At 66.2% G+C, this 22,919-nt stretch carries 18 protein-coding genes; 14 read left to right on the top strand and 4 right to left on the bottom strand.

Features of this window, described 5'->3' with window-relative positions:
- The first annotated feature begins 46 nt into the window (after window positions 1-46).
- Window positions 47-2,287, top strand: a complete 2,241-nt coding sequence (locus tag NS355_RS12780; RefSeq protein WP_084787913.1) for an alpha-galactosidase — start codon at window positions 47-49, stop codon at window positions 2,285-2,287.
- A gap of 58 nt (window positions 2,288-2,345) precedes the next feature.
- Window positions 2,346-3,275: a DUF4349 domain-containing protein gene (locus NS355_RS12775; protein WP_058746069.1), complete on the top strand. Its 930-nt coding sequence runs from the start codon at window positions 2,346-2,348 to the stop codon at window positions 3,273-3,275.
- Between the two features lie 8 nt (window positions 3,276-3,283).
- On the opposite strand, the gene NS355_RS12770 is transcribed toward NS355_RS12775, so the two are convergent.
- A complete protein-coding gene (locus tag NS355_RS12770) occupies window positions 3,284-3,991 on the bottom strand; it encodes a FadR/GntR family transcriptional regulator (protein WP_058746068.1) in 708 nt (235 codons plus the stop codon).
- A gap of 211 nt (window positions 3,992-4,202) precedes the next feature.
- On the opposite strand from NS355_RS12770, the gene NS355_RS12765 reads away from it, so the two are divergent.
- The 3 genes from NS355_RS12765 (at window position 4,203) to NS355_RS12755 (ending at window position 7,867) form a co-directional block, all read left to right on the top strand.
- On the top strand, window positions 4,203-6,170 hold the full coding sequence (locus tag NS355_RS12765; protein ID WP_058746067.1) for a CocE/NonD family hydrolase: 1,968 nt from the start codon (window positions 4,203-4,205) through the stop codon (window positions 6,168-6,170).
- A gap of 88 nt (window positions 6,171-6,258) precedes the next feature.
- Window positions 6,259-7,425: a GAF domain-containing protein gene (locus NS355_RS12760; protein WP_153008214.1), complete on the top strand. Its 1,167-nt coding sequence runs from the start codon at window positions 6,259-6,261 to the stop codon at window positions 7,423-7,425.
- On the top strand, window positions 7,388-7,867 hold the full coding sequence (locus NS355_RS12755; RefSeq protein WP_058746065.1) for a response regulator: 480 nt from the start codon (window positions 7,388-7,390) through the stop codon (window positions 7,865-7,867). Before NS355_RS12760 ends, NS355_RS12755 begins: the two co-directional genes overlap by 38 nt.
- Here the strand turns inward: NS355_RS12755 and NS355_RS12750 are convergent.
- The gene (locus NS355_RS12750) at window positions 7,849-8,310 is read right to left on the bottom strand and encodes a MarR family winged helix-turn-helix transcriptional regulator (RefSeq protein WP_058746064.1); all 462 of its coding nucleotides are present in this window, start codon (window positions 8,308-8,310) and stop codon (window positions 7,849-7,851) included. The genes NS355_RS12755 and NS355_RS12750 overlap by 19 nt on opposite strands.
- 96 nt (window positions 8,311-8,406) lie before the next feature.
- Here NS355_RS12750 and NS355_RS12745 point away from each other — a divergent pair, with 96 nt between their 5' ends.
- From NS355_RS12745 to NS355_RS12735, 3 genes are read left to right on the top strand one after another with little or no spacing between them, the layout of a single operon-like run.
- Window positions 8,407-9,603, top strand: coding sequence for an HlyD family secretion protein (locus tag NS355_RS12745; RefSeq protein WP_084787911.1), 1,197 nt, complete (start codon window positions 8,407-8,409; stop codon window positions 9,601-9,603).
- On the top strand, window positions 9,600-11,186 hold the full coding sequence (locus tag NS355_RS12740) for an MDR family MFS transporter (protein WP_058746063.1): 1,587 nt from the start codon (window positions 9,600-9,602) through the stop codon (window positions 11,184-11,186). Before NS355_RS12745 ends, NS355_RS12740 begins: the two co-directional genes overlap by 4 nt.
- Window positions 11,187-11,194: 8 nt before the next feature.
- Window positions 11,195-12,676 (top strand): efflux transporter outer membrane subunit, encoded by a 1,482-nt coding sequence (locus NS355_RS12735; RefSeq protein WP_058746094.1) that lies wholly within the window; start codon window positions 11,195-11,197, stop codon window positions 12,674-12,676.
- 131 nt (window positions 12,677-12,807) lie between these two features.
- Here NS355_RS12735 and NS355_RS12730 read toward each other — a convergent pair whose 3' ends face one another.
- Both NS355_RS12730 and NS355_RS12725 read right to left on the bottom strand, forming a co-directional pair.
- On the bottom strand, window positions 12,808-13,197 hold the full coding sequence (locus NS355_RS12730; protein WP_058746062.1) for a MerR family transcriptional regulator: 390 nt from the start codon (window positions 13,195-13,197) through the stop codon (window positions 12,808-12,810).
- Window positions 13,198-13,200: 3 nt separating this feature from the next.
- Window positions 13,201-14,916 carry a long-chain-fatty-acid--CoA ligase gene (locus NS355_RS12725; protein WP_058746061.1) on the bottom strand — a complete coding sequence of 572 codons (1,716 nt, stop codon included), beginning with the start codon at window positions 14,914-14,916 and terminating at the stop codon, window positions 13,201-13,203.
- A 131-nt stretch (window positions 14,917-15,047) separates the two neighbouring features.
- Here NS355_RS12725 and NS355_RS12720 point away from each other — a divergent pair, with 131 nt between their 5' ends.
- From NS355_RS12720 to NS355_RS12695, 6 genes are all read left to right on the top strand, one after another.
- Complete coding sequence (locus NS355_RS12720) at window positions 15,048-16,184, top strand: thiolase family protein (RefSeq protein WP_058746060.1); 1,137 nt, start codon at window positions 15,048-15,050, stop codon at window positions 16,182-16,184.
- Window positions 16,184-18,511 carry a 3-hydroxyacyl-CoA dehydrogenase/enoyl-CoA hydratase family protein gene (locus tag NS355_RS12715; RefSeq protein WP_058746093.1) on the top strand — a complete coding sequence of 776 codons (2,328 nt, stop codon included), beginning with the start codon at window positions 16,184-16,186 and terminating at the stop codon, window positions 18,509-18,511. The genes NS355_RS12720 and NS355_RS12715 overlap by 1 nt, the downstream gene beginning before the upstream one ends.
- Window positions 18,512-18,529: 18 nt before the next feature.
- The gene (locus NS355_RS12710) at window positions 18,530-20,326 is read left to right on the top strand and encodes an acyl-CoA dehydrogenase C-terminal domain-containing protein (protein WP_058746059.1); all 1,797 of its coding nucleotides are present in this window, start codon (window positions 18,530-18,532) and stop codon (window positions 20,324-20,326) included.
- Window positions 20,327-20,499: 173 nt separating this feature from the next.
- Complete coding sequence (locus NS355_RS12705; RefSeq protein WP_058746058.1) at window positions 20,500-20,907, top strand: DUF2147 domain-containing protein; 408 nt, start codon at window positions 20,500-20,502, stop codon at window positions 20,905-20,907.
- Between the two features lie 33 nt (window positions 20,908-20,940).
- On the top strand, window positions 20,941-22,254 hold the full coding sequence (locus tag NS355_RS12700) for an OmpP1/FadL family transporter (protein WP_209445085.1): 1,314 nt from the start codon (window positions 20,941-20,943) through the stop codon (window positions 22,252-22,254).
- A gap of 14 nt (window positions 22,255-22,268) precedes the next feature.
- Window positions 22,269-22,919, top strand: a 651-nt coding sequence (locus tag NS355_RS12695) for an electron transfer flavoprotein subunit beta/FixA family protein (protein WP_058746057.1), incomplete at its 3' end; no start/stop codon positions are given.

The following is a 22,919-nucleotide window of genomic DNA, read 5'->3' as shown; positions in this document are numbered from 1 at the left end:
CCTGCGCTATGTCAGACTTAATGCAAAGGTTTGCAGGAGAGGTGTGATGCGCTGGCGGAATGCGGTTCTGGCAGGGGTGGGTCTGGCTGCGCTGGCGGCGCCCGTCTCGGCGAAGGTGACGGCCCCGGCGGGCGCGAAGGTGTTCCGGCTCGACGGCGGCGGCGTCACCTATGCGATGGGGGTGGACGAAAAGGGGTACCTCCAGCCGCTTTACTGGGGATCGGTGCTGGCGGCGGGCGATCCGCTGATCTCGGGCGATCCGGTCAAGACGGGGGACCCGATCGTCCTGAAAGCGCCGGGCGAACTGTCGGGCTTCGACCCTGCGGGATCGGTTACGCTTCAGGAATATCCGGGGCAGGGCGAGGGGGTAGTCAGCGAGCCGGGCGTCAAGGCGCTGTTCGCCGACGGCAATCGCGATCTCGTCCTGAAATATCGCAGCCACAAGGCCAACGGGGAGACGCTGACCGTCGAGCTGGCCGATATTCGCCGGCCTCTGTTCGTCACCCTGACCTATACGATCGACCCTGCCACGGGCATCGTCGCCCGCTCGGCCAGGGTGCGCAACGGCGATGCGAAGCCGGTGCGGGTCGACCAGCTGGCGGCGGCGGTCCTGTCGCTGCCGGTCGGCGACGATTACCGCCTTCATTACCTGACCGGCCGCCACGCCGCCGAATGGACGCAGAAGACGGTGCCGGTCGAGGCCGCCGCGACCATATTGGAGAGCCGTCGCGGATCGACCGGCCATGGCAACAACCCCTGGTTCGCGATCGGCCGCGAAGGCCTGACCAGCGAGGAACATGGCCCCGTCTGGTACGGCGCGCTCGCCTGGTCGGGGTCGTTCCGGATCACCGTGGCGTCGGACAATCTAGGCCGGGTGCGGATCGCGGGCGGCTATAATCCCTACGACTTTTCCTGGACGCTGAAGCCGGGCGAGACGCTCGACACACCGATCTTCTATGCGGGCTATTCCGGCGACGGGCTGGGCGGGGCCTCGCGCACCTTCCACAAGTTCGAGGTCGCCAATATCCTGCCGCACGGGACCAAGGCCCGGCTCCGCCCGGTCCTCTACAACAGCTGGGAGGCAACCGCCTTCGACGTCACCGAGGCGGGGCAGATGGCGCTGGCCGAAAAGGCGGCGAAGATCGGCGTCGAGCGCTTCGTCGTCGATGACGGCTGGTTCGGCGCACGCAACAACGACAAGGCGGGCCTGGGCGACTGGACGGTCAACCCGACCAAGTTCCCCAATGGCCTGAAGCCCCTGATCGACCGAGTGAAGGGGCTGGGCATGGACTTCGGCCTGTGGGTCGAGCCCGAGATGGTCAATGTCGACAGCAACCTTTATCGCGCGCATCCCGACTGGGTGCTGAACTCCCCCGATCGGCCGCGTACCGAGGGGCGCAACCAACTGGTCCTGAACCTCGCGCGTACCGATGTCCGCGATCACCTGCTGAGCGTGCTCGACAAGCTGGTGAGCGAGAACGACATCGCCTTCCTGAAGTGGGACTATAACCGCAACTGGACCGAGGCGGGCTGGCCCGAACAGCCGGTCGCCGACCAGCAGCGCGTCTATGTCGAATATGTCCGCAATCTCTATTATATCCTGTCCGAGTTGCGGCGGCGGCATCCCAAGCTGGAGATCGAGGCTTGTTCGGGCGGCGGCGGTCGGGTGGACCTGGGCATCATCGGGCTGAACGATGAGGTCTGGCCCTCGGACAATACCGATCCCGCCGACCGGCTGACCATCCAGGACGGCTTCACCCGCGCCTATCCGGTGGCGGTCATGATGGCCTGGGTCACGGACAGCCCCAATTGGGCGAACACCCGGGTGACCAGCCTGGACTACCGGTTCCTGTCGTCGATGCAGGGCGGGCTGGGGATCGGCGCGAACCTCGACAAATGGGCCGACGCCGACTTCGCCACCGCACGCAAATGGGTCGCGGCGTACAAGACGATCCGCGAGACGGTGCAGCGCGGCGCACTCTATCGCCTGGAATCGCCCAGCGGCGACAACGCGACCTCGGCGACCATGTATGTCGGGCAGGACAAAAGGCAGGCGGTACTGTTCCAGATGCTCCACTCGTCGATGTGGCGCGACAATCCCGCCGCCATCCATGCCCAGGGGCTGGACCCGGCGCGGGTCTATACGGTGCGGATGCTCGACGGATCTTCGCGGCCAGCGGGTGTGCCCGAGCGGGCATCGGGGGCCTATTGGATGAACCGAGGCTTGCGCGCGCCGCTGAAAGGGGATTTCGTCGGCACGGCCTTCGTGTTCGAGGCGGTGGGATAGGCTTGACGGTCGCTGGGCAATCGGGTGACCCTGACTTCGGGTTAACGGGGGGTGAGTCATGAGGCGAACGATCGCGGCGGTGCTGGCGGCGGCATGTCTGGTGTCGTGCGATCAGTCGTCCGTCCGCAAGACAACCGAGAAGCTCGAGGCTTTCGATGTCCAAGAGCCAGACCCGGCTCCCGCCCCTGCGGCTGCCGGAGCGCAGATCGCCTATAGCTATACCGTTTCCTATGTTTTCGATCGGCCGACGGTCGCGCAGGTGCAGGGCGAGCAGCTCGCTTTGTGTCGTGGCCTCGGCAATGCCCGTTGTATGGTGGTGCGCTCGACCCTGCACGCGCCCGGCATCGGCGGCGGTACCAATGCCGGTGTCGCTGCCGATGTCGCTGCCGATGTCGCCGCAGGTGCCGCCGACGACGTGGCGATGCTGCTGGTCGATGCGCGCCTGGTGACGGGTTTCAACCAGCGCCTCGACGCGCTGGCCAGGGCGGGCGGTGCGCATCTGTCCGAGCGCCAGTCGACGGCCGAGGACGTGACGCGGCAGGTGATCGACGCGAATGCCAAGGTCCGCGCCAAACAGGCGCTGGCCGATCGATTGCTGACCATCATCCGCTCGGCCAAGGGCAATGTCGGCGAGCTGGTGCAGGCCGAACGCGCCTATGCGACCACGCAGGAAGAGCTGGATGCGGCGCGGCAGGAACAGGCCAGCCTGGCGCAGCGTGTCGCCATGTCGCCCGTAACGATCAACTATCGCTATGACGATCCGTCGGCGTCGCGAGGCGTGATCGCGAACAGTCTTCGGTCGGCAGGCGATACGCTGGCGAACAGCCTGGCGGCGATGATCGATGTCATCGTGGCCGCGCTGCCCTGGCTGGTCTTGGGCGGGGGGTTATGGCTGCTTATGCGTCGTATCGCGCGCAAGCGGGGCTGGCGTCGTCCGCGATGGGGGCGGAAGGCGTCCGGGGACATTTCACCGCCCACGGACGGCTGAGACCGTCTTTACGGCGTTAGCGCGCGTTCCGTATCCTCTCGGGCCTGTTCGACCAGGACGATGGTCGCGGCGCGTGCCGCCGACGCATCGGCGTCGGCGATGGCGGCGAACAGCTGGCGGTGTTCAGGCATGGAGTCGCGGGGCAGTTTGGCGCTGCGATGCTTGTAGAGCGTGGTCCAGCGGACGGCCGCCCCGATGCTGCCCGATAGGCTGATCAGCAGTTCGTTGCCCGTCGCCTCCAGGATGATGTTGTGAAACAGCTGGTCGGCGGCGCGACCCTGTTCGGTGTGGAGGCCATGGTCACCCATCGCCTCCAGCGCGGCCCCCATGCGCGACAGCTGGCGCGTGTCACGCTTGAGCGCGGCCAGTTCGGCGGCGGCGGGTTCGACGATCAGGCGGAGCTGGAACAGGCTGGTGACGAAACCGGCGGGCGGCTCTCCCTCGAACATCCAGGCGAGCAGTTCGGGATCGAGCAGGTTCCATTCCAGCCGCTCACGCACCCGCGTGCCCGCCTTGGGCTTGCTGACCACCAGCCCCTTGGCCGACAGCATCCGCAAGGCCTCTCGCACCACGGAGCGCGACATGCCGCGCTGTTCGGCGATCTCGACTTCGCCGGGCAGGGTCGATCCGGTGGGGATGCGGCCGGTCACGATGGCGACACCGATATCCCGCGCCAAGGCACTATGGGCGGGGCCGCGCCGCTTCAAGGTCGTCACTCGGTAGGGTCCTCCCCGGATCGCGGGGCCGCACCCCGTTGTTGTCAGACCATATTATGGAGAGACACGCCGAAAGGGAAGCGCAAGGCGTGGCATACATCCCGGTTGCGTCTGAAATGATACGATGTATCATGAAAGCCGCCAGTTGCCCCCGACCCCATGTCGCGGCACGATGCGGCATCCACCGATCCATGAGGGGGTCCGTTTTTCCATGCGTTTTCACTCATTTCTGCTCGCCGCCAGCGCGCTCGCCGTCCTGACGCCCGCCACCGCGCAACAGGGGCCCGCGACCGGCGCATCGCCGGTCAAGGTCGTCACCGACTCCACGGTCAGCGACATTCCCGCCCGCTTCACGCCGCCGACCAATGTCGCGGAGCGTGATTACGACAAGCGCGAGATCATGATCCCGATGCGCGACGGGACGAAGCTCTACACCGTCATCGTCGTGCCCAAGGGCGCGGTGAACGCCCCGATCGTCCTGACCCGCACGCCCTATAACGCGGCGGGCCGGGCCAAGCGGTCGGACAGCACGAAGATGATCGAGGCACTGCCGCTGGCCGACGAGGCGTTCGTCAAGGCGGGCTATATCCGCGTCTATCAGGATATTCGTGGCAAATACGGCTCGGAAGGCGACTATGTCGTGACGCGCCCCGTCATCGGCCCGCTGAACGCGACCAAGGTCGATCATGTCACCGACGCCTATGACACGATCGACTGGCTGGTAAACAAGGCGAACCTGCCCGAATCCAATGGCCGCGTCGGGATGATCGGGTCGTCCTATGAGGGCTTCACCGTCGTCATGGCGCTGTTGAACCCGCACCCCGCGCTGAAGGTCGCCGCGCCCGAAAGCCCGATGATCGACGGCTGGATGGGCGATGACTGGTTCCATTACGGCGCGTTCCGCCTCGCCAATATCGGGTGGATCGGGTCGCAGACCGGCTACAAGGGCGAGGGCAAGGCGCCACCCAGCGGCGGTTACGACGATTATGAGAATTTCCGCTACGGCTCGGCGAACGACTGGGCGAAGAAGTCGGGTTATGACCAGCTGCCCATGTGGCAGCGCGTGGTGCAGCACCCGGCCTATGACTTCTACTGGCAGGGCCAGGCGCTGGACAAGCTGCTGGCGGCCAACCCCTCCAACGTGCCGACCATCTGGGAACAGGGACTGTGGGACCAGGAGGATATGTACGGCGCCATCACCGCCTGGGAAGCGCTGAAGGCCAAGGGCAAGCTGGGCAACAACTTCCTGGTGATGGGCCCGTGGCGGCACAGCCAGATCAACCGCACCGGCACCAGCCTGGGGCCGTTCCAGTGGAATGGCGACACCGCCAGGCAGTTCCGCGAGGACATGGTCCTGCCGCTGTTCAATCAGTATCTGAAGGACGGCGCGCCCGCCAACCTGCCCAGCGCCGCCATCTACAATACCGGCGAAAATCATTGGGACAAGCTGACCCAATGGCCGCTCGCCTGCCAGAGCGGGTGCGCCGCGCCGCTGACCCCGCTCTATCTGGCAGATGACAAGGGCCTCAGCTTCGACAAGCCAGGGGTGGGCCAGGACGCCTATGTCTCCGATCCGGCCAACCCGGTGCCGCATCTGTCGCGTCCGGTGAACTTCAATGACGGCCGCTGGGGCGACTGGCTGGTCAGTGACCAGCGGCATGTCGATGGCCGCACCGATGTCGTGACCTATACCACCCCCGTCCTGACCAAGGCGGTGCGGGTGTCCGGCGCGCCGATCGCCGACCTGTTCGCGCGGACGACCGGGACGGACGGCGATTTCGTCGTGAAGATCATCGACGTCTTCCCATCCGAAAACGCGATCGACGAAAAGATGGGCGGCTATGAACTGCCGATCAGCCTCGACATCTTCCGCGGCCGCTATCGCAACAGCTTCTCCAATCCCACGGCCATTCCGGCGGGCAAGGTGCAGGAATACAAGTTCCGCCTGCCGACCGTGAACCATGTGTTCCAGCCGGGGCACCGGATCATGGTCCAGGTCCAGTCCAGCCTGTTCCCGCTTTACGATCGCAATCCGCAGACCTTCGTGCCCAATATCTTCACGGCCAAGGCGGGCGATTACCGGAAGGCGACGATCACGCTGGAACGCGGCGGCGCCAATGCCAGCCGCGTCTGGCTGCCGGTCGTACCGCTTGACCAGTCGGCGGTCGCGGCGCGCTGACCCGCCCGGGGCGGGATGACCTCCCGCTCCATGGATTTATCTGAAACGACCCTTGGAGCCACGGGCCGTTGGCGTTACGCTGACGCCCGTGGCTCTCCCCCCACCTTCATTCCCGCCTTTACCGCTGTCCGGCGAAGCGAACGGGGCGGCAGCCGCCGACCCCGCCGATGCGCAGCGTTATCTGTCGCTGGTGGTGGCGGCGACCGACCGGCTGATGGCGGCGGATGATCCCGCCGCCATGATCGACTCGCTGTTCGCGCTGATCCGCGACGAATTGCGCCTCGACGTCTTTTTCCACTTCCGCCGCGATGGTGAAGCCATCCGGCTGGAGACCGCAGGCGGCCTGACCCGGGCCGAGTGGCAGGCGGCGGCCGGTCTGGACATCGGCCCCTCCGTCTGCGGCCAGGCGATGCGTGAGCGACGCACGCTGCACCTGACCGATATCCAGACCAGTGGCGAGGAACGGACGGAGTTCGTTCGGTCGCTGGGCGTCCAGGTCTATCTGTGCATGCCGCTGCTGCACGGGGACGAGTTGTTGGGTACGCTCGGCTTCGGGCGGCGCGCGGCGCGGCCGTTCGACGAGGAGGAGCGGCGGCTGTTATTGTTGCTCTGTCATTATGCCGCGTTGGCGCAGCATCGGTTGCGGATCGAGGAGGCGCTGCGGCGCGGGCTCGATACCCAGGCGCGGTTGCTGGCCGAGCTGAACCACCGGGTCCGCAACGCGCTGCAGGTGGCGATCGGTCTTGTCTCGCATGAGGGGCGTCAGGCTCCCGATACCGGCACGCGCCGCGCGCTGATGCGGGCGGCCGAACGGTTGCAGGTGCTGGCCAGCGCGCACCGGCCGCTCTACGCCACCGCCGATCCGGGGCTGGTCGACTTGCCCGCGCTGTTCGGCGACGTGATCGTGCAGCTGCGCGGCGAAACCGGGGACATGCCGATCACGGTCGACGGCCCGGTTGCCGTGTCGATCGAGCGGGCGGTGGCGGCCGCGTTGCTGCTCGATGCGCTGATGGCGCAAGCGGCGGGGGTGCCGCACATCGGCTTTACGGTGAACGGAGCGCCGGGGAACGAAATGCTCCGTATCTCGTTTCAGGCGACCGGATGGGGACGTATCGCCGATGTGGTCGACCGGGATCGATTGGTGGTGAGGCTCTGCCATCAGTTGCGCGCGACGTTGACGAACGAGGATGATGGGTGCCTGATCTTGGTCATGCCGCATGACGGCGGCGCATACGGGGCTCGCTCCGCATCCTGACGAATGGGTCGGTGACGATCGCGACGACGAGACCCCGCTCAACCTCCTCGTTATCGAGGACGAGGCGCTGGTCGCGATGCTGGTCGAGGACGCGCTGACGCTGCACGGCCACCGCGTCATCGGCATTGCCGATACCGTCTCCGCCGCCCTGGCGATCGCGGATCAGGAGCGGCCCGACCTTGCGCTTTGCGATGTGAAGCTGGCCGATGGCGATAGCGGGCTGACGGCCGCGCAATTGCTCGCCGATCGCGGCATTCCCTGCATCTTCCTGAGCGGCAATTGTCCGGAGCGCGGCGGCCATCCGCTCGTCATCGGCTGCATCGCCAAGCCGTTTCGCGCCGGCAGCCTCGGCGCCGCCGTCCGTGCCGCGCATGTGGTGGCACAGGGCGGGCGGCCCAGCGATCCGCCCGCCGCGCTGCGTTTCTATGGCGAGCGGATCTGATCGCGGTTTTGATCGCCGGGCGAACCCTCGATCGCCTGTTCCATCTTGTCGAGGACTCGCGCGAACTGCCCGACCTCCTCGTCGTTCAGCAAGCCGAAGGCCTGGGCGATCAACGTCCGCCGCAGCGGCTCGGTCTGGCGCAGGACTTGCCGCCCGTGATCGGTGATGTCGAGCCGCTTCGCCCGCCGGTCGTCCGGGTCGGGCACGCGCACCACCAGCGAGTCGCGCTCCATCGTGTCGATCGCCTGCGTCACCGTGCGCGGCGCCAGATCGAACCAGTCGGCGACATCGGCGGCACGAACCGGCGCGTTGTTCGCAATGAAGTGGAGCATCTTGGTCCGCGCCAGCGAAGCGCCCTGCGCGGCCATCTGCCGGTCGAGAAGGCGGTGGAAACGCAGATAGATGCGGCTGTAGCGAAGCGCCAGGGTTTCATAATCGCACATAATATGAGGTAGCTCAATAAATGGTCTTGCCTTATTGTGCAAGTGCGAGCAAATGCACCATCCAGTTCTTTTGATTCCATCGACAGGGAGGCCGGTGTGGCCGACGCAAACCAAGTGAATGAGGGGCAGGACGCCGAGCGCCAGGATGCGGACGCGGCGGAGGACAAGACCCCCGTATCGCCCGCCAAGAAGCGGCGCATCCGCGTCATCCTGCTGGTCGTCGCGGCCGTCGCCGTGATCGGCGGCGTATTCTGGTACGCCAATTACAAAAGCGTCGGCCAATATATGCAGACGACCAACGACGCCTTCATCCAGGCGGATGCGGTGACGGTCGCGCCCAAGGTCTCGGGCTATGTCGACAAGGTGTTCGTCGGCGAAAACCAGAATGTCCAGGCGGGCCAGCCGCTGCTCCAGATCGATACCCGCGACTATCAGGCGCAGACCGCGCAGATTCAGGCGCAGATCGGTGTCGCCCGCGCCAATGCCGAGGGCGTTCAGGCGCAGATCAAGGAACAGCAGGCCGCGATCGACCGCGCCGAGGCCGATCTCCGCGCCGCGCAGAGCGACGCCGCCTTCGCGCAGGCCGAGGTGACGCGCTACACGCCGCTCGCCGCGTCGGGCGCCGAAAGCCGTGAGCGTCTGTCGCAGCTTCAGAACCAGGCGCGTCAGGCCAATGCCAAAGTCGCCGCCGCTTCCGCCGCGCTGGCCGCGTCGCGTCGCCGCATCGGCACGCTCGACGCGCAGGTGCAGCAGGCGCGTTCGCAGGGGCAGGCTGCCAAGGCGCAGCTGGACGCCGCGGAGGTCAATCTGGGCTCGACCACGATCCGCGCCTCGATCGGCGGTCGCGTGGGCAACAAGACGGTGCGCGTCGGCCAGTTCCTGCAGGCGGGCACGCGAACCATGTCGATCGTGCCGGTCAGCCAGCTGTACATCAATGCGAACTTCAAGGAGACGCAGCTGGGCCTGATGCGTCCCGGCCAGCCGGTGAAGATCGATGTCGATGCGCTGCCGGGCGTCGAGATCAAGGGCCATGTCGAGAGCGTGGCACCGGGCACCGGGGCGCAATTCTCGCTGCTGCCGCCGCAGAACGCGACCGGCAACTTCACCAAGATCGTGCAGCGCGTGCCCGTCCGCATCGCGGTCGACGCCGATGCGCAGACCCGCGCGCTGATGGTGCCGGGCATGTCGGTCGAGGTGACCATCGACACCCGTTCGGCCAAGGGCGCGCTGAAGCACATCGCCGAGCAGCAGGACCAGCATAACGAAGCGCGGCAGGGGGCGCAGGGCCGGTGAGCGCCGCCGCCGCCCCCGCTCGGGGCAATAAGGCCGGTTCGGCCGCCCAGGGGGGCGGCGCACCGGCAAAAGCCGACCTGACCGCCTGGCTCGCTGTCGCGGCGGGCAGCATCGGCGCGCTGATGGCGACGCTCGACATCTCGATCGTCAACTCGGCGCTCCCGACCATCCAGGGTGAGATCGGCGCGAGCGGGACCGAGGGGACGTGGATCGCGACCTCCTATCTGGTCGCCGAGATCATCATCATTCCGCTGTCGGCATGGCTGGAGCGGCTGCTCGGCCTGCGCACCTTCCTGCTGATCGCCTCAATCCTGTTCACCGGATTTTCGGTGGTCTGCGGCCTGTCGACCAACCTGACGATGATGATCATCGGACGCGCGGGGCAGGGCATCACCGGCGGCGCGCTGATCCCGACCGCGCTGACCATCATCGCCACCCGGCTGCCGCGCGAGCAGCAACCGATCGGCACGGCGTTCTTCGGGGTCACCGCCATTCTGGGGCCCGTGATGGGGCCGCTGATCGGCGGCTGGCTGACCGAGAATGTCAGCTGGCACTATGCCTTTTTCCTGAACATCCCGGTCGGCGCGGTGCTCGTCACGCTGCTGCTCGTCGGCTTGCCGCATCAGAAGCCGCATCTGTCCGAGCTGGCCAAGGCCGACTGGCTGGGCATTGCGGGCCTCGCGCTCGGGCTGGGCGGCTTGACCGTCGTGCTGGAAGAGGGACAGCGCGAGCAGTGGTTCGAGTCGCGCGAGATCATCGAGCTGACCGCGCTGTCGATCTTCGGCTTCGGCCTGTTGTTCGCGGGCCAGTTCGTCGCATCGCGCCCGGTCATCCGGCTGAAACTGTTGCTCGACCGTCAGTTCGGCAGCGTGGTCATCATGGGGATCGTGCTGGGCATGGTGCTTTACGGCACCTCATATGTGATCCCGCAGTTCCTCGCCTCGATCGCCGGCTATAACGCGTTCCAGGCGGGCAAGGTCGTGCTGCTCAGCGGCATTCCCAGCCTCCTGATGATGCCCTTCACCCCGATCCTCATCAAGAAGGTCGACATCCGCATCGCGGTCGGCCTGGGGCTGGGCATCATGGCGCTGAGCGCGGGGATCGACACGGTGCTGACCGCCGATTCCACCGGCAGCTCGTTCACCGACAGCCAATTGTTGCGCGGTGTCGGCACAATCCTGGGCATGTTGTTCCTGAACCAGGCGGCGATTTCGTCGGTGCCGCCGTCGCAGGCGGGCGATGCGGCCGGGCTGTTCAGCGCGGCGCGCAACCTGGGCGGCTCGTTCGCGCTGGCGGGCATCGCCACGGTGCAGGACCAGCGCAGCTTCCTGCATGAGCGTCGGCTGGAGGAATCGCTGTCGGCCAATTCGGGTTCGACCCAGGGCTGGATCGACTCGCTGACCCAGCAGTTCGGCAGCGCCGATGCCGCGTTGCGCATGATCGGCAACACGATCCGGCAACAGGCGCTGGTCATGACCTATAACGACCTGTTCTTCATCCTGTGCGTCGGCATCATCATGGTGATGCCGCTTGTCCTGTTCCTCCGCCCGCTGCCCAAGGGCGGCCCCGTGGCGATGCATTGAGACCCATGATGCGCAAGCAGCTTTCCCTCATCCCGCTCCTCCTCCTGGGGGCCTGCACCGTCGGGCCAAACTATGCCGGACCGCCCAAGGCCATCGGCTCGGCCGCGAGCCCGCCCGCCGGGTTCGCGCGCGCCGACACCACGCTGGCGACGACTGCCCCCGCGGTCGCCGACTGGTGGACGACGCTGAACGATCCCATGCTGACCTGGCTGGAGCAGCGGGCACTCGAGTCCAACCCGAACGTCGCGGTGGCGCAGGCCCGGCTGAAGCAGGCGCGTTCGGCGCTGCGGCTGGAGCGGGCCAACCAGGCCCCCAATGCCAATGCCAGCGCGACCTATCTTCACGCCAATCTCCCCGAACTCAACCTTGGCGGTAGTAGCGGGGAGCAGGGCGGCGCCAATGGCGGCGCGTCCGGCGGTTCGGCGAACGGCTCGGGCGGTGGCACCAATGTCGACTTCTTCAACCTGGGCTTCGATGCCAGCTGGGAGATCGACCTGTTCGGCGGACGTCGTCGCACCGTCGAGGCGGCCCGCGCCAGCGCCGAGGCGGCGGAGGCCAATGTCGCCGATGCGCAGGTATCGCTCAGCGCCGATGTCGCCCAGGCCTATATCGGGCTTCGCGACGCGCAGCAGCGGCTGATCCTGGCGCGCGAGGCGTCGAAGATGCAGCGCGATACGCTGAACCTGACGCTCCAGCGCTTCAACAACGGCACCGCCTCGCAGCTGGAGGTCGAGCGGCTGCGCAACCAGGTGGAGAGCACCGATGCGCAGATCCTGCCGCTGTCTTCCTCCGTCGAGACCTATCTCAACGCGCTCGCCATCCTGATCGGGGAAGCGCCGGGCACGCTCGATCAGCGGTTGAGCCAGCCGGGGCAGGTGCCCTTGCCGCCAGCGCAGGTGGCGGTCGGCGATCCGACCGCCCTGCTCCAGCGTCGCCCGGACATCCGTGCCGCCGAGCGCAATCTCGCGGCCCAGACCGCGCGGATCGGCGTGGCGGAAGCGGCGAAGTTTCCGCGCCTCAACCTGATGGGGATCATCGGCATCGGCGGCACCTCGCTCGACGCGCTGACCGATCTCGACAATCTGGTGACGCTGGGCGCGCCGATGCTGCAGTGGAACGTGCTGAACTTCGGCCTCGCCAATGCGCGGGTCGGTCAGGCCGAGGGCGCGCGCGACGAGGCGGAAGCGCGTTATCGCGGTGCGGTCCTGTCGGCGTTGCGCGATGCGGAGGATTCGCTGTCGCGCTTCCGGGCGCGGCGGAACACGGTGGCGACGCTGGCCCGGGCCAAGGCGTCGGCGGATCGCTCGGCGGTGTTGATGCAGCAGCGCTATCGGGCGGGGGCGGCCACGCTGATCGACACGCTGGACGCCGAACGGCAGCGGGTGGCGGCGCAGCAGTCGCTGTCGCAGGCGGTCGCCGGGCTGACGAACGACTATGTGGCGCTGCAAAAGGCGCTCGGCCTGGGCTGGCGCGCGCCGACGGAGGCTTAATTCCTAATTCCTCCCCTGCAAGGGGAGGGGGACCAGCGAAGCTGGTGGAGGGGTGACCCCGCTGATGGTGACACCCCTCCGTCAGTCCTGCGGACTGCCACCTCCCCTTGTAGGGGAGGAATAGGAGGCGGCTACGTCCCCGCCTTCGCGATCCGTTCGCGCGCTTCGCGTTCGATCGTCTCCAGTTCGTCGACCGTCTGGACCAGCGCTGTCATCTGCTGGCGGAGTTCATCGACCCGCTCGCGGCACCGCTCGGCTAGCACGCGCATCTGTTCGACATGCTGCGGATCGGCATCGTACAACCGCAGGAATTCCTCAATCTCGCGGAGGGAAAAACCCAGCCGCTTGCCGCGCAGGATCAATTGCATCCGGCCCGTCTCGCGCTTGGAATAGACGCGCGCCGTGCCGACGCGGCGCGGCTCGATCAGTCCGCGATCCTCATAGAAACGCAGCGTGCGCGTCGTCACGCCCAGGCTGTTCGCGACATCCTGGATGCCGCGAAGCTCCTCATTTTCCCCCACCGTCTATTCCCCCACGGGCCGCACCGCCGCCGCAGCGGCCTTGGCCAATTCTTCCTCAACCAGTTCCTTCTTCGACAATTTGCCGATCAGGGTCTTGGGCAGGCTTTCGCGGATTTCGACCTCGCGGGGAAGTTCGATCTTGCTGACCTTGTCCTGAAGGAACACACGCAGTTCCTCGGGCGTGGCGTGGTGATCGGCGGCGAGCTTGACGAACGCTTTGGGCGACTGGCCGCGATAGGGATCGGGTATGCCGATGACGACGGCTTCGGCGACCGCGGGATGTTCGTACAGCGCCTCCTCGATCATACGCGGATAGACGTTGTAGCCGCCGCACAGGATGACGTCCTTGATCCGGTCGACGATGAACAGATAGCCGTCCTCGTCCAGATAGCCGACATCGCCGGTGCGCAGCGCGCCGTGGATGAAGACCTGCTCGCTCTCGGTCGGCTTATTCCAGTAACCGGACATGACCTGGGGGCCGCGCGCGCAGATTTCGCCGACCTCGCCCGGCGGCATCAACCAGTCGGGATTGTCGCGGTCGCGGATTTCGATGACCGTGCCGGGGAAGGGCTGGCCCGCCGATCCGCCCTTGTTCTCGCCGATGATCGGGTTGCAGGTGATGATCGGCGACGCTTCGGACAGGCCATAGCCCTCGACCAGCTTGCCGCCGGTCGTGTTCTCGAACGCAATACGCACCTCGGCGGGCAGGGGGGCACCGCCCGAGATACAGGCCTTGATCGCCGACAAGTCGACCTTGCGCGCTTCCGCCACGCCCGCGATCGCATTGTAGATGGTGGGGACGGCGGGGAAATAGGTCGGTCGGCTGCGCGCGATGGTCTTGAGCACCTGGTCCAGTTCGAACCGGGGAAGCAGGATCATCTCCGCGCCGACCCGGATCGCGAAGCTGAGCACGGTGGTCAGCGCAAAGACGTGGAAGAGGGGGAGGACGCCCAGGATGCGCTCCTCGCCGATCATCTCCTCGCCGCCGGTATGGATGACCATCGCATCGGCATTGGCGACGAGATTGGCGTGCGACAGCATCGCCGCCTTCGGGCTCCCGGTGGTGCCGCCGGTATATTGCAGCACCGCCACATCGTCGGGGCTGGCCGATACCGGCGTCAGAGCACCGCCGCGCTTCATCAGCTGCCCGAAGGTGAGGTGGCGGGGCGAGGGGCCGGGGGCGGCGATCATCGAATGCTTGAGCAGGCGATAGGCCAGGCCCTTTACGGTCGGCAGCGCACCCGCGACCGGGCAGGAGATGACGTGGCGCAGGCCCAGCTTCTCGGCGACATGAGACACGCGGCCATAGATGTCTGGAATGTCGCAGGTCGCGATGATCTCCGCGCCCGAATCCTCCAGCAGATGGCATAGTTCGCGCTCGACATAGAGCGGGTTGACGTTGACGACGATGCCCCCGGCCTTCAGCGTCGCGAAGTAGAGCACCGGGTAATAGATGATGTTGGGCAGGCAGAGCGCGACGCGGGTGCCCTGTTTCACGCCCAGCGCCTGAAGCCCGGCGGCGGCCTTGTCGACCATCGCACCCAATTCGTCATAGCGGGTGATTCGACCCATGAAGTCGATGGCGGGCCGCGACCCATGCCGCCGTACCGTGGTCTCGAACATGTCGGTCAGCAGCCGCGGCTCGAAGACCAGAGGGCGTCCCGTCGCCTGACCCGGTACACCGCCTGTCGTGGTTTCCCCGATGGCTCCTGCCGTCATCGCGTCGCTCTCCTATATCTTTTTTCGACCATACCCGGTTGTCGATTGCGGTCGAGTTGCTTATTGTGTTGACGTATAGGGTAGGTAACGCACCTTAACGTTAGGCCGCAAGCCCATAAAGAGAGGATTGGATGACCAACATCGTGATCGCAGGCTATGCCCGCTCTCCCTTCACCCAGGCTGGCAAGGGCGCGCTCGCACGGGTTCGTCCCGATGACCTGACCGCGCAGGTGATTCGTGGCCTGATCGACCGGACCGGCGTCGATGCCTCGCAGATCGAGGACATCATCCTGGGCTGCGCCTTTCCCGAGGGCGAGCAGGGGATGAACGTCGCGCGGCTGATCGGTCTGCTGGCGGACCTGCCGCTCTCGGTCGGCGGCATGACGGTGAACCGCTTCTGCGGATCGTCCATGTCGGCCATCCACATCGCCATGGGCCAGATTCAGATCGGCGCGGGCGAGGCTTTCATCTGCGCCGGGATCGAGTCGATGAGCCGGGTGCCGATGGGCGGCTATAACCCGCTTCCCAATCCCGAACTCGCCGCTGCCCGGCCGGGTGCCTATATGGGCATGGGCCAGACCGCCGAGAATGTCGCGGAGAAGTACCAGATCACCCGCGCCGAGCAGGAAAAGTTCGCGGTCGCCAGCCAGAAAAAGGCTGCCGAGGCACGCACCGCAGGCCGTCTGGCCGACGAGATCGTGCCGATCCACACCAAGGCTGGCGATGTGACCGAGGACGGCCTGATCCGCCCCGACACGACCGAGGAAGTTCTGTCCGGCCTGAAGCCCGCCTTCGACAAGGACGGCACCGTGACGGCGGGCACCGCCTCGCCGCTTACCGATGGTGCGGCCGCGGTGCTGGTCACCTCGGAAGAGTTCGCCAAGCGCCACGGCCTGAAGATCCTTGCCCGCATCAAGGCGGTCGGCATTTCGGGCTGCGAGCCGGAGACGATGGGTCTCGGCCCGATCGGTTCGTCGAAGAAAGCGCTGGAGCGCGCGGGCATTTCGGCCGGCGACCTCGATGTCGTCGAGATCAACGAAGCCTTTGCTAGCCAGGCCATCGCCTGCATCCGCGACCTGGGCCTGAAGGACGAGACGATCAACAAGGACGGCGGCGCGATCGCGATCGGCCATCCGCTGGGCGCGACCGGTGCGCGCATCGTCGGCAAGGCGGCGGCGCTGCTGGCGCGTGACGGCGGTCAGTATGCGCTGGCGACCCAGTGCATCGGCGGCGGGCAGGGCATCGCCACGGTTCTGGAGCGTGCATGATGGCTGAGACGATCAACAAGGTTTGCGTGATCGGCGCAGGCGTGATGGGGGCTGGCATTGCGGCGCAGGTCGCCAATGCCGGTGTGCCCGTCCTGCTGCTCGACATCGTGCCCAAGGACGGCGCCGACCGCGATGCGGTGGCCAAGGGGGCCGTGGCGAAGATGCTCAAGACCGAGCCCGCGCCCTTCATGTCGCCCACCGCCGCCAAGCTGGTCGAAACGGGCAATATCGAAGATCACCTCGATAAGGTCGCCGAATGCGACTGGATCGTCGAGGCGGTGGTCGAGCGGCTGGACATCAAGCAGGCGCTCTATGCTCGTCTTGAAGAGCTGAAGCGTCCCGGCACAGCGGTGTCGTCCAACACCTCGACCATTCCGCTCGGCCATCTGGTCGAGGGGCGGTCGGAGCAGTTCAAAAACGACTTCCTGATCACCCACTTCTTCAACCCGCCGCGCTATATGCGGCTGATCGAGATCGTGACCTCCGAGCACACCGATGCCGGTGTCGCCGCCAAGGTCGAGCAGTTCGTCGATCACCGCATGGGCAAGCGAATCGTCCGCGCCAAGGATACGCCGGGCTTCATCGCCAACCGCATCGGCACCTATTGGCTGGCTGTCGCGATCAATGCGGCGATGGACCAGGGGCTGACCGTCGAGGAGGCCGACCAGATCGGCGGCCGTCCGATGGGCGTGCCCAAGACCGGCATTTTCGGGCTGATCGACCTGGTCGGCATCGACCTGATGCCGCTGCTCGCCAAGTCGCTATCCTCGACGCTGCCGGAGGGCGACGCCTATTTCGACACGATCCGCCCGCTGCCGCTGGTCGACAAGATGATCGCGGACGGCTTCACCGGCCGCAAGGGCAAGGGCGGCTTCTACCGCCTCGATCGCAAGCCCGACGGCAGCAAGGCCAAGCAGGCGATCGACCTGAAGACCGGCGAATATCGCGCGGAGAAGAAGCCCGAGCGTCTGCCCGGTCGCGCCGAAAAGGACTTGGCCGCACTGGTCGCGACGCCGGGCAAGGTCGGCGACTATGCCTGGGCGGTGCTGGGCCCGGTGCTGTCCTACGCCGCCGGGCTGGTCGGCGAGGCGGCGGACGATGTGGTCGCGATCGATGACGCGATGAAGCTGGGCTATAACTGGAAGTTCGGCCCGTTCGAGCTGATCGACCGCATGGGTCCGGGCAAGCTGGCCGAGCGGCTGCGCGCCGAGGGTAAGCCGGTGCCCGCGCTGCTGGAGACGGCGGGTGACCGCCCCTTCTACCGCGTGGTCGATGGCAAGCGTCAGTATCTGACCCTAGGCGGCGAATACGCCGATGTCGTCCGCGCCGATGGCGTGCTGCTGCTCGAGGACATCAAGCTGCGCTCCGAACCGTTGCTCAAGAACGGTTCGGCCTCGGCCTGGGATGTCGGTGACGGCGTTGTCGCCTTCGAGTTCACCGGCAAGATGAACGCGCTCGACGAGCAGGTGCTGTCGCTCCTGCAGAAGACCATCGCGCTGGTGAAGAGCCAGTACAAGGCGCTGGTCATCTATAACGAGGGCAGCAACTTCTCGGCGGGTGCGAACCTGGGTCTCGCCATGTTCGCGGTGAACATCGCGGCCTGGGGCGAGGTCGACAAGCTGGTCGTCGCGGGGCAGCAGGCGTACAAGGCGCTAAAATACGCGCCCTTCCCGGTGGTCGCCGCGCCCGCGGGCATGGCGCTGGGTGGCGGGTGCGAAATCCTGCTCCACGCCGATGCGATCCAGGCCCATGCGGAGAGCTATATCGGGCTGGTCGAGACCGGCGTCGGTCTGGTCCCCGGCTGGGGCGGCAATGGCGAGCTGATCGACCGTCTCGCCAAGTCGCCCAAGACGCCGAAGGGGCCGATGCCTGCCGCGATGAAGGCGTTCGAGACCATCTCGACCGCGCAGGTGTCGCGCTCGGCGGCTTTGGCCAAGGACCTGGGCTATCTGCGCAAGGACGATGGCATCACCATGAACCGCGACCGTCTGCTGGCCGATGCCAAGCAGAAGGCGCTGTCGCTCGTCGAGGGCTATCAGCCGCCCGAAAAGCCGGTCTTCCGCCTGCCGGGTGCGGCGGGACGGGTTGCGTTCAACGGCGCGGTCGCCGACTTCGCCAAGAAGGGCGTCGCCACGCCCTATGACGTGGTGGTCGCTGGCCGCCTGGCGAACATCGTCACCGGCGGCGAGGCCGACATCATCGACGAGGTGAGCGAGGATCAGCTGCTCAAGCTGGAACGCGCAGCCTTCATGGAAAGCGTCAAGGACGCGCGGACCCAGGCACGGGTCGAGCATATGCTCGAAACCGGCAAGCCGCTGCGCAATTGATCGGGAGAGGATAATCCCATGCAAGTCTATAACGCACCGCTACGCGACATGCGTTTCGTCCTCCATGAGCTGTTCAAGGAGGACGAGTTCGGCCCCGTCGCGGGGCAGGACGAATTCGGTCCCGAACTGTACGACGCCATCCTCGAAGAGGCGGCGCGCGTCACGCAGGAGGTCCTGCTGCCGCTGAACGCCACGGGCGACATCGAGGGCTGCAAGCTGGAGAACGGCGTCGTCCGCACGCCCGCCGGTTTCAAGGAAGCCTATAGCCAGTTCTGCGAAGGCGGCTGGGCCGCGCTCGCCTCGCCGGTCGAATATGGCGGGCAGGGGCTGCCCGAGGCGGTGAACAAGCTGGTCGAGGAGATGATCTGCGCGACCAACCTCTCGTTCAGCCTCTATCCCGGCCTGACGCACGGCGCGACCACCGCGCTGATGGGCCATGGCTCGGAGGACCTGAAGAGTTTCTACCTGCCCAAGATGATCTCGGGCGAATGGTCGGGGACGATGTGCCTGACCGAGGCGCATTGCGGCACCGATCTGGGTCTGCTCCGTACCCGCGCCGAGCCCCAGGAGGATGGGTCGTACCGTCTCACCGGCGGCAAGATCTTCATCTCGGCGGGTGACCATGACCTGACCGACAATGTCATCCACCTCGTCCTCGCGCGCACGCCCGACGCGCCTAAGGGGGTGAAGGGGATCAGCCTGTTCCTGGTGCCGAAGTATCTGCCCAAGGATGACGGCTCGGTCGGTCCGGCCAATGGCGTCAGCGTCGCGGCGATCGAGCACAAGATGGGCCTGAAGGCGTCGGCCACCTGCCAGCTGGAGTTCAACGATTCCAAGGGCTGGGTCGTGGGCGAGCTGAACAAGGGCCTGGCCGCGATGTTCACCATGATGAACACCGAGCGCGTCTCGGTCGGCATCCAGGGGCTGGGCATCAACGAGGTCGCGTACCAGTCGGCGGTCGCCTATGCGAAGGACCGCTTGCAAGGCCGTGCCCTGGGCGGGGCGGCGCGGCCCGACCTGCCCGCCGATCCGATCATCGTCCACCCGGACGTGCGCCGGATGCTGATGACCATGCGCGCCTATGCGGAAGGCTGCCGTGCGCTGGGTCAGTGGGCGGCACGCGGGTTGGATGCCGAGGCGAATGCCATCGACCCGGCCGACCAGTCGCGGGCGGCGGATTTCGTCGCGCTGCTGACCCCGGTCGTGAAGGCGCTGTTCACCGACCTGGCCTTCGACGCGGCGAACATGGCGGTGCAGGTCCATGGCGGCCACGGCTATATACGCGACCATGGTATCGAGCAGTTCGTCCGCGACGCCCGCATCGCCCAGATCTATGAGGGCACCAACGGCGTCCAGGCGCTCGACCTCGTGGGCCGCAAGATGCCCGCGCATATGGGCCGTTACATGCGTCCCTTCTTCCATGCCGTGTCCGAACAGGTCGAGGCGCTGGTGAAGCATGACGACAAGGCCATCACCGGCTGGGCGGCGGGGATGCAGCAGGCGTTCGGCGCACTGCAACTCAGCACCGGCATGATCGCGCAGAAGGGGATGAAGGACCCCGAGGAGGCGGGTGCGGCGGCGACCGATTACCTCCGCCTGCTGGGCCTGGTCGGCATGGGGCATTGCTTCCTGAAGTCGGCGCGGATCGCGACCGAGCGGCTGGCCGAAGGCACCGACGAGGCGGGATTCTACAAGGCCAAGCTCGCCACCGCCGGGTTCTTCTTCGACCGCATCCTGCCGCAGGCGACGGCGGCGTTCCTGGCGATCAAGTCGGGCAAGCGCTCGACGATGGCGCTGGAACTGGAGGCGTTTTGAGGTGATGTGATGCCGGTTACGCTTGATTGCGGTTAACCGGCATCGTACGCATGACATGTTGTTCTCCTATGCGTCATATTGCGGACGTATAGGGTAATGAAGGCATAAGGGAGCGACCGGCTAAAAAGCCGGCGCTTCGGCCCCGACAAGCGGGTGTGGAGAGGAGAAGAGGCATGTTGTTGACCCTGACGGCGATGGCCCTTGCAGCGGCCGGTGTGAATGCGGACTCGGTGGTCGGCCGCTGGCAGACCCAGACGCGCGGCGGCGTGGTCGAAATCCAGAAATGCGGCAGCTCGGTCTGCGGACGTATCCTTTCGTCCGAGGGGCTGCGCACCAATCCGAATTTGACGGACAAGAACAACCGCGATCCCAAGCTGCGCAACCGTCCGATCAAGAACTTGCTGATCCTGCAGGGCTTTTCGCAGGATGGAGTGGCCTGGGGCGGCGGCACCATCTACAATGCCGAGGATGGCAAGACCTATGGCGCCAAACTGACGCCCGAAGGGGCGGACACGCTGAAGGTGCGCGGCTGCGTCTTCGTGCCGCTCTGCAAGACGCAGACCTGGACCCGCATTCGCTAAATCATAACGCAATCAAAAGAATTTCCGGGGAGTATGCTCATGACCAAGTCCCTCAAGGCACCGCTTCTGGCGACCGCTATCCTGTCCTCGTCCTTCGCCTTTGCGGGGGCGGCGCATGGCCAGGCCTTCTACCTTCAGGAGCAGTCGACCCGTGGCCAGGGTCGCGCCTTTTCGGGTGAGGGTGCCGATACCGGTGCATCGTCGCTCTGGTGGAATCCGGCCGCGATTGCGGGCATGGAGCGCGGCGAGGCGGTTCTGGGCGCATCGGCGATCATCCCCAAGGGTGATGTGGTCGACAATGGTACGCTGATCCGTCGTCCAGGTCAGACGACCTTCCAGCCGGTCGGTGGCGACCGGGTGTCGAGTGATCCCATCAATCGCGGCATCGTGCCGTCGGGCGCGGTCGCCATTCCGCTGAACGATCGGGTCGCCGTCGGCCTGGCCGTCACCTCGCCGTACAGCTTCACCACCGAGTATAATGCGACCAGCTGGGCACGGTACAGCGCACTGAAGACCGAATTGCGCACCATCGATATCCAGCCGTCGGTCGGCGTGGCGCTACTCGACTGGCTGCGTGTCGGCGGCGCGTTGAACGTCCAATATACCAAGGCCGAATTGGGCAACGCGCTGCCCAACCTGTCTTCGGCTTTGCCCGATGGGTTCCAGCGGCTGAAGGGCGATGGCTGGGATCTGGGGTGGACCGCGGGTGTCCAGCTGCACAATGACTGGGCGACAGTCGGCATCAGCTACAAGTCGCGGATCAAGCACAATCTGAAGGGCAGCCTTGAAGTGGGCGGCCTGCTCGGCCCGCTCGCTGGGCAGAACCGGACGATCGATGGCGCCACCGCGACCTTCTACACGCCCGCGCAGATCATCGTCGCCGGTCGCTTCCGCGCCACTGACAAGCTGACCCTGAACGCGCAGGCGGTGCGCTTCACCTGGGCTGATTTCGACGCGATCCGTCTGGGCGCGCCGATCAACACCGCCATTCCGGAAAATTACAAGAACAGCTTCTCGCTGGCGGGCGGCTTCGATTATGCGGCCACGGATCGCCTGACCCTGCGAGCCGGTGCACAACGGGGTATCACCCCGACCCAGAACGGTAATCGCGACGCACGCGTGCCCGATGCGAACCGTTGGAATTACTCGATCGGTGGTTCGTACCAAGTGACCCCGCGCTTCACGCTGGATGCGGCGGGCAGCTATATCGACTTCACCAATGCCAGCATCGACCGCCGCACCGCCGCCTATGCGGGGACGGCCGTTCAGACGCCGATCCTGACCAACGGTCAGGTGCAGAACGCGCGTGCGTTCGTCGCGTCGATCGGCGGCCGCTTCAGCTTCTGATTGAGAGAGTGGACATGAAGATCGTCGTGCCCGTGAAGCGGGTGTTGGACTATAACGTAAAGCCGCGCGTGAAGGCGGATGGGACGGGCGTCGATCTGGCGAACGTAAAGATGTCGATGAACCCGTTCGACGAGATCGCGGTGGAAGAGGCGATCCGGCTGAAGGAGAAGGGGGCGGCGACCGAGGTCGTCGTCGTCTCGATCGGCGAGCCCAAGGCGGCGGACACGCTGCGCACCGCGCTCGCCATGGGCGCGGACCGGGCGGTGCTGATCACCGCCGAACAGGCGGTCGAACCGCTGGGCGTCGCCAAGCTGCTAGCCAAGTTGGTCGAGGAGGAACAGCCGGGCCTCGTCATCCTGGGCAAGCAGGCGATCGACGGCGACAACAACCAGACCGGGCAGATGCTGGCCGGGCTGCTCGGCTGGGCGCAAGGGACGTTCGCGTCCAAGGTCGAGATCGATGGCGAGACCGCCAACGTCACCCGCGAGGTCGATGGCGGGCTGGAGACGGTGGCGCTGACGCTGCCCGCGATCGTGACGACCGACCTGCGCCTCAACGAGCCGCGCTATGCTTCGCTCCCCAACATCATGAAGGCCAAGTCCAAGCCGATGGCGACCAAGACCGCCGCCGATTACGGCGTCGATATCGCCCCGCGCCTGACGATC

The sequence above is a fragment of the Sphingomonas yabuuchiae genome (assembly GCF_001477495.1).
GTDB lineage: Bacteria > Pseudomonadota > Alphaproteobacteria > Sphingomonadales > Sphingomonadaceae > Sphingomonas > Sphingomonas yabuuchiae_A.
The sequence above is the reverse complement of the archived record's forward strand: the minus strand, read 5'-3'. Positions and strand labels throughout refer to the sequence as shown.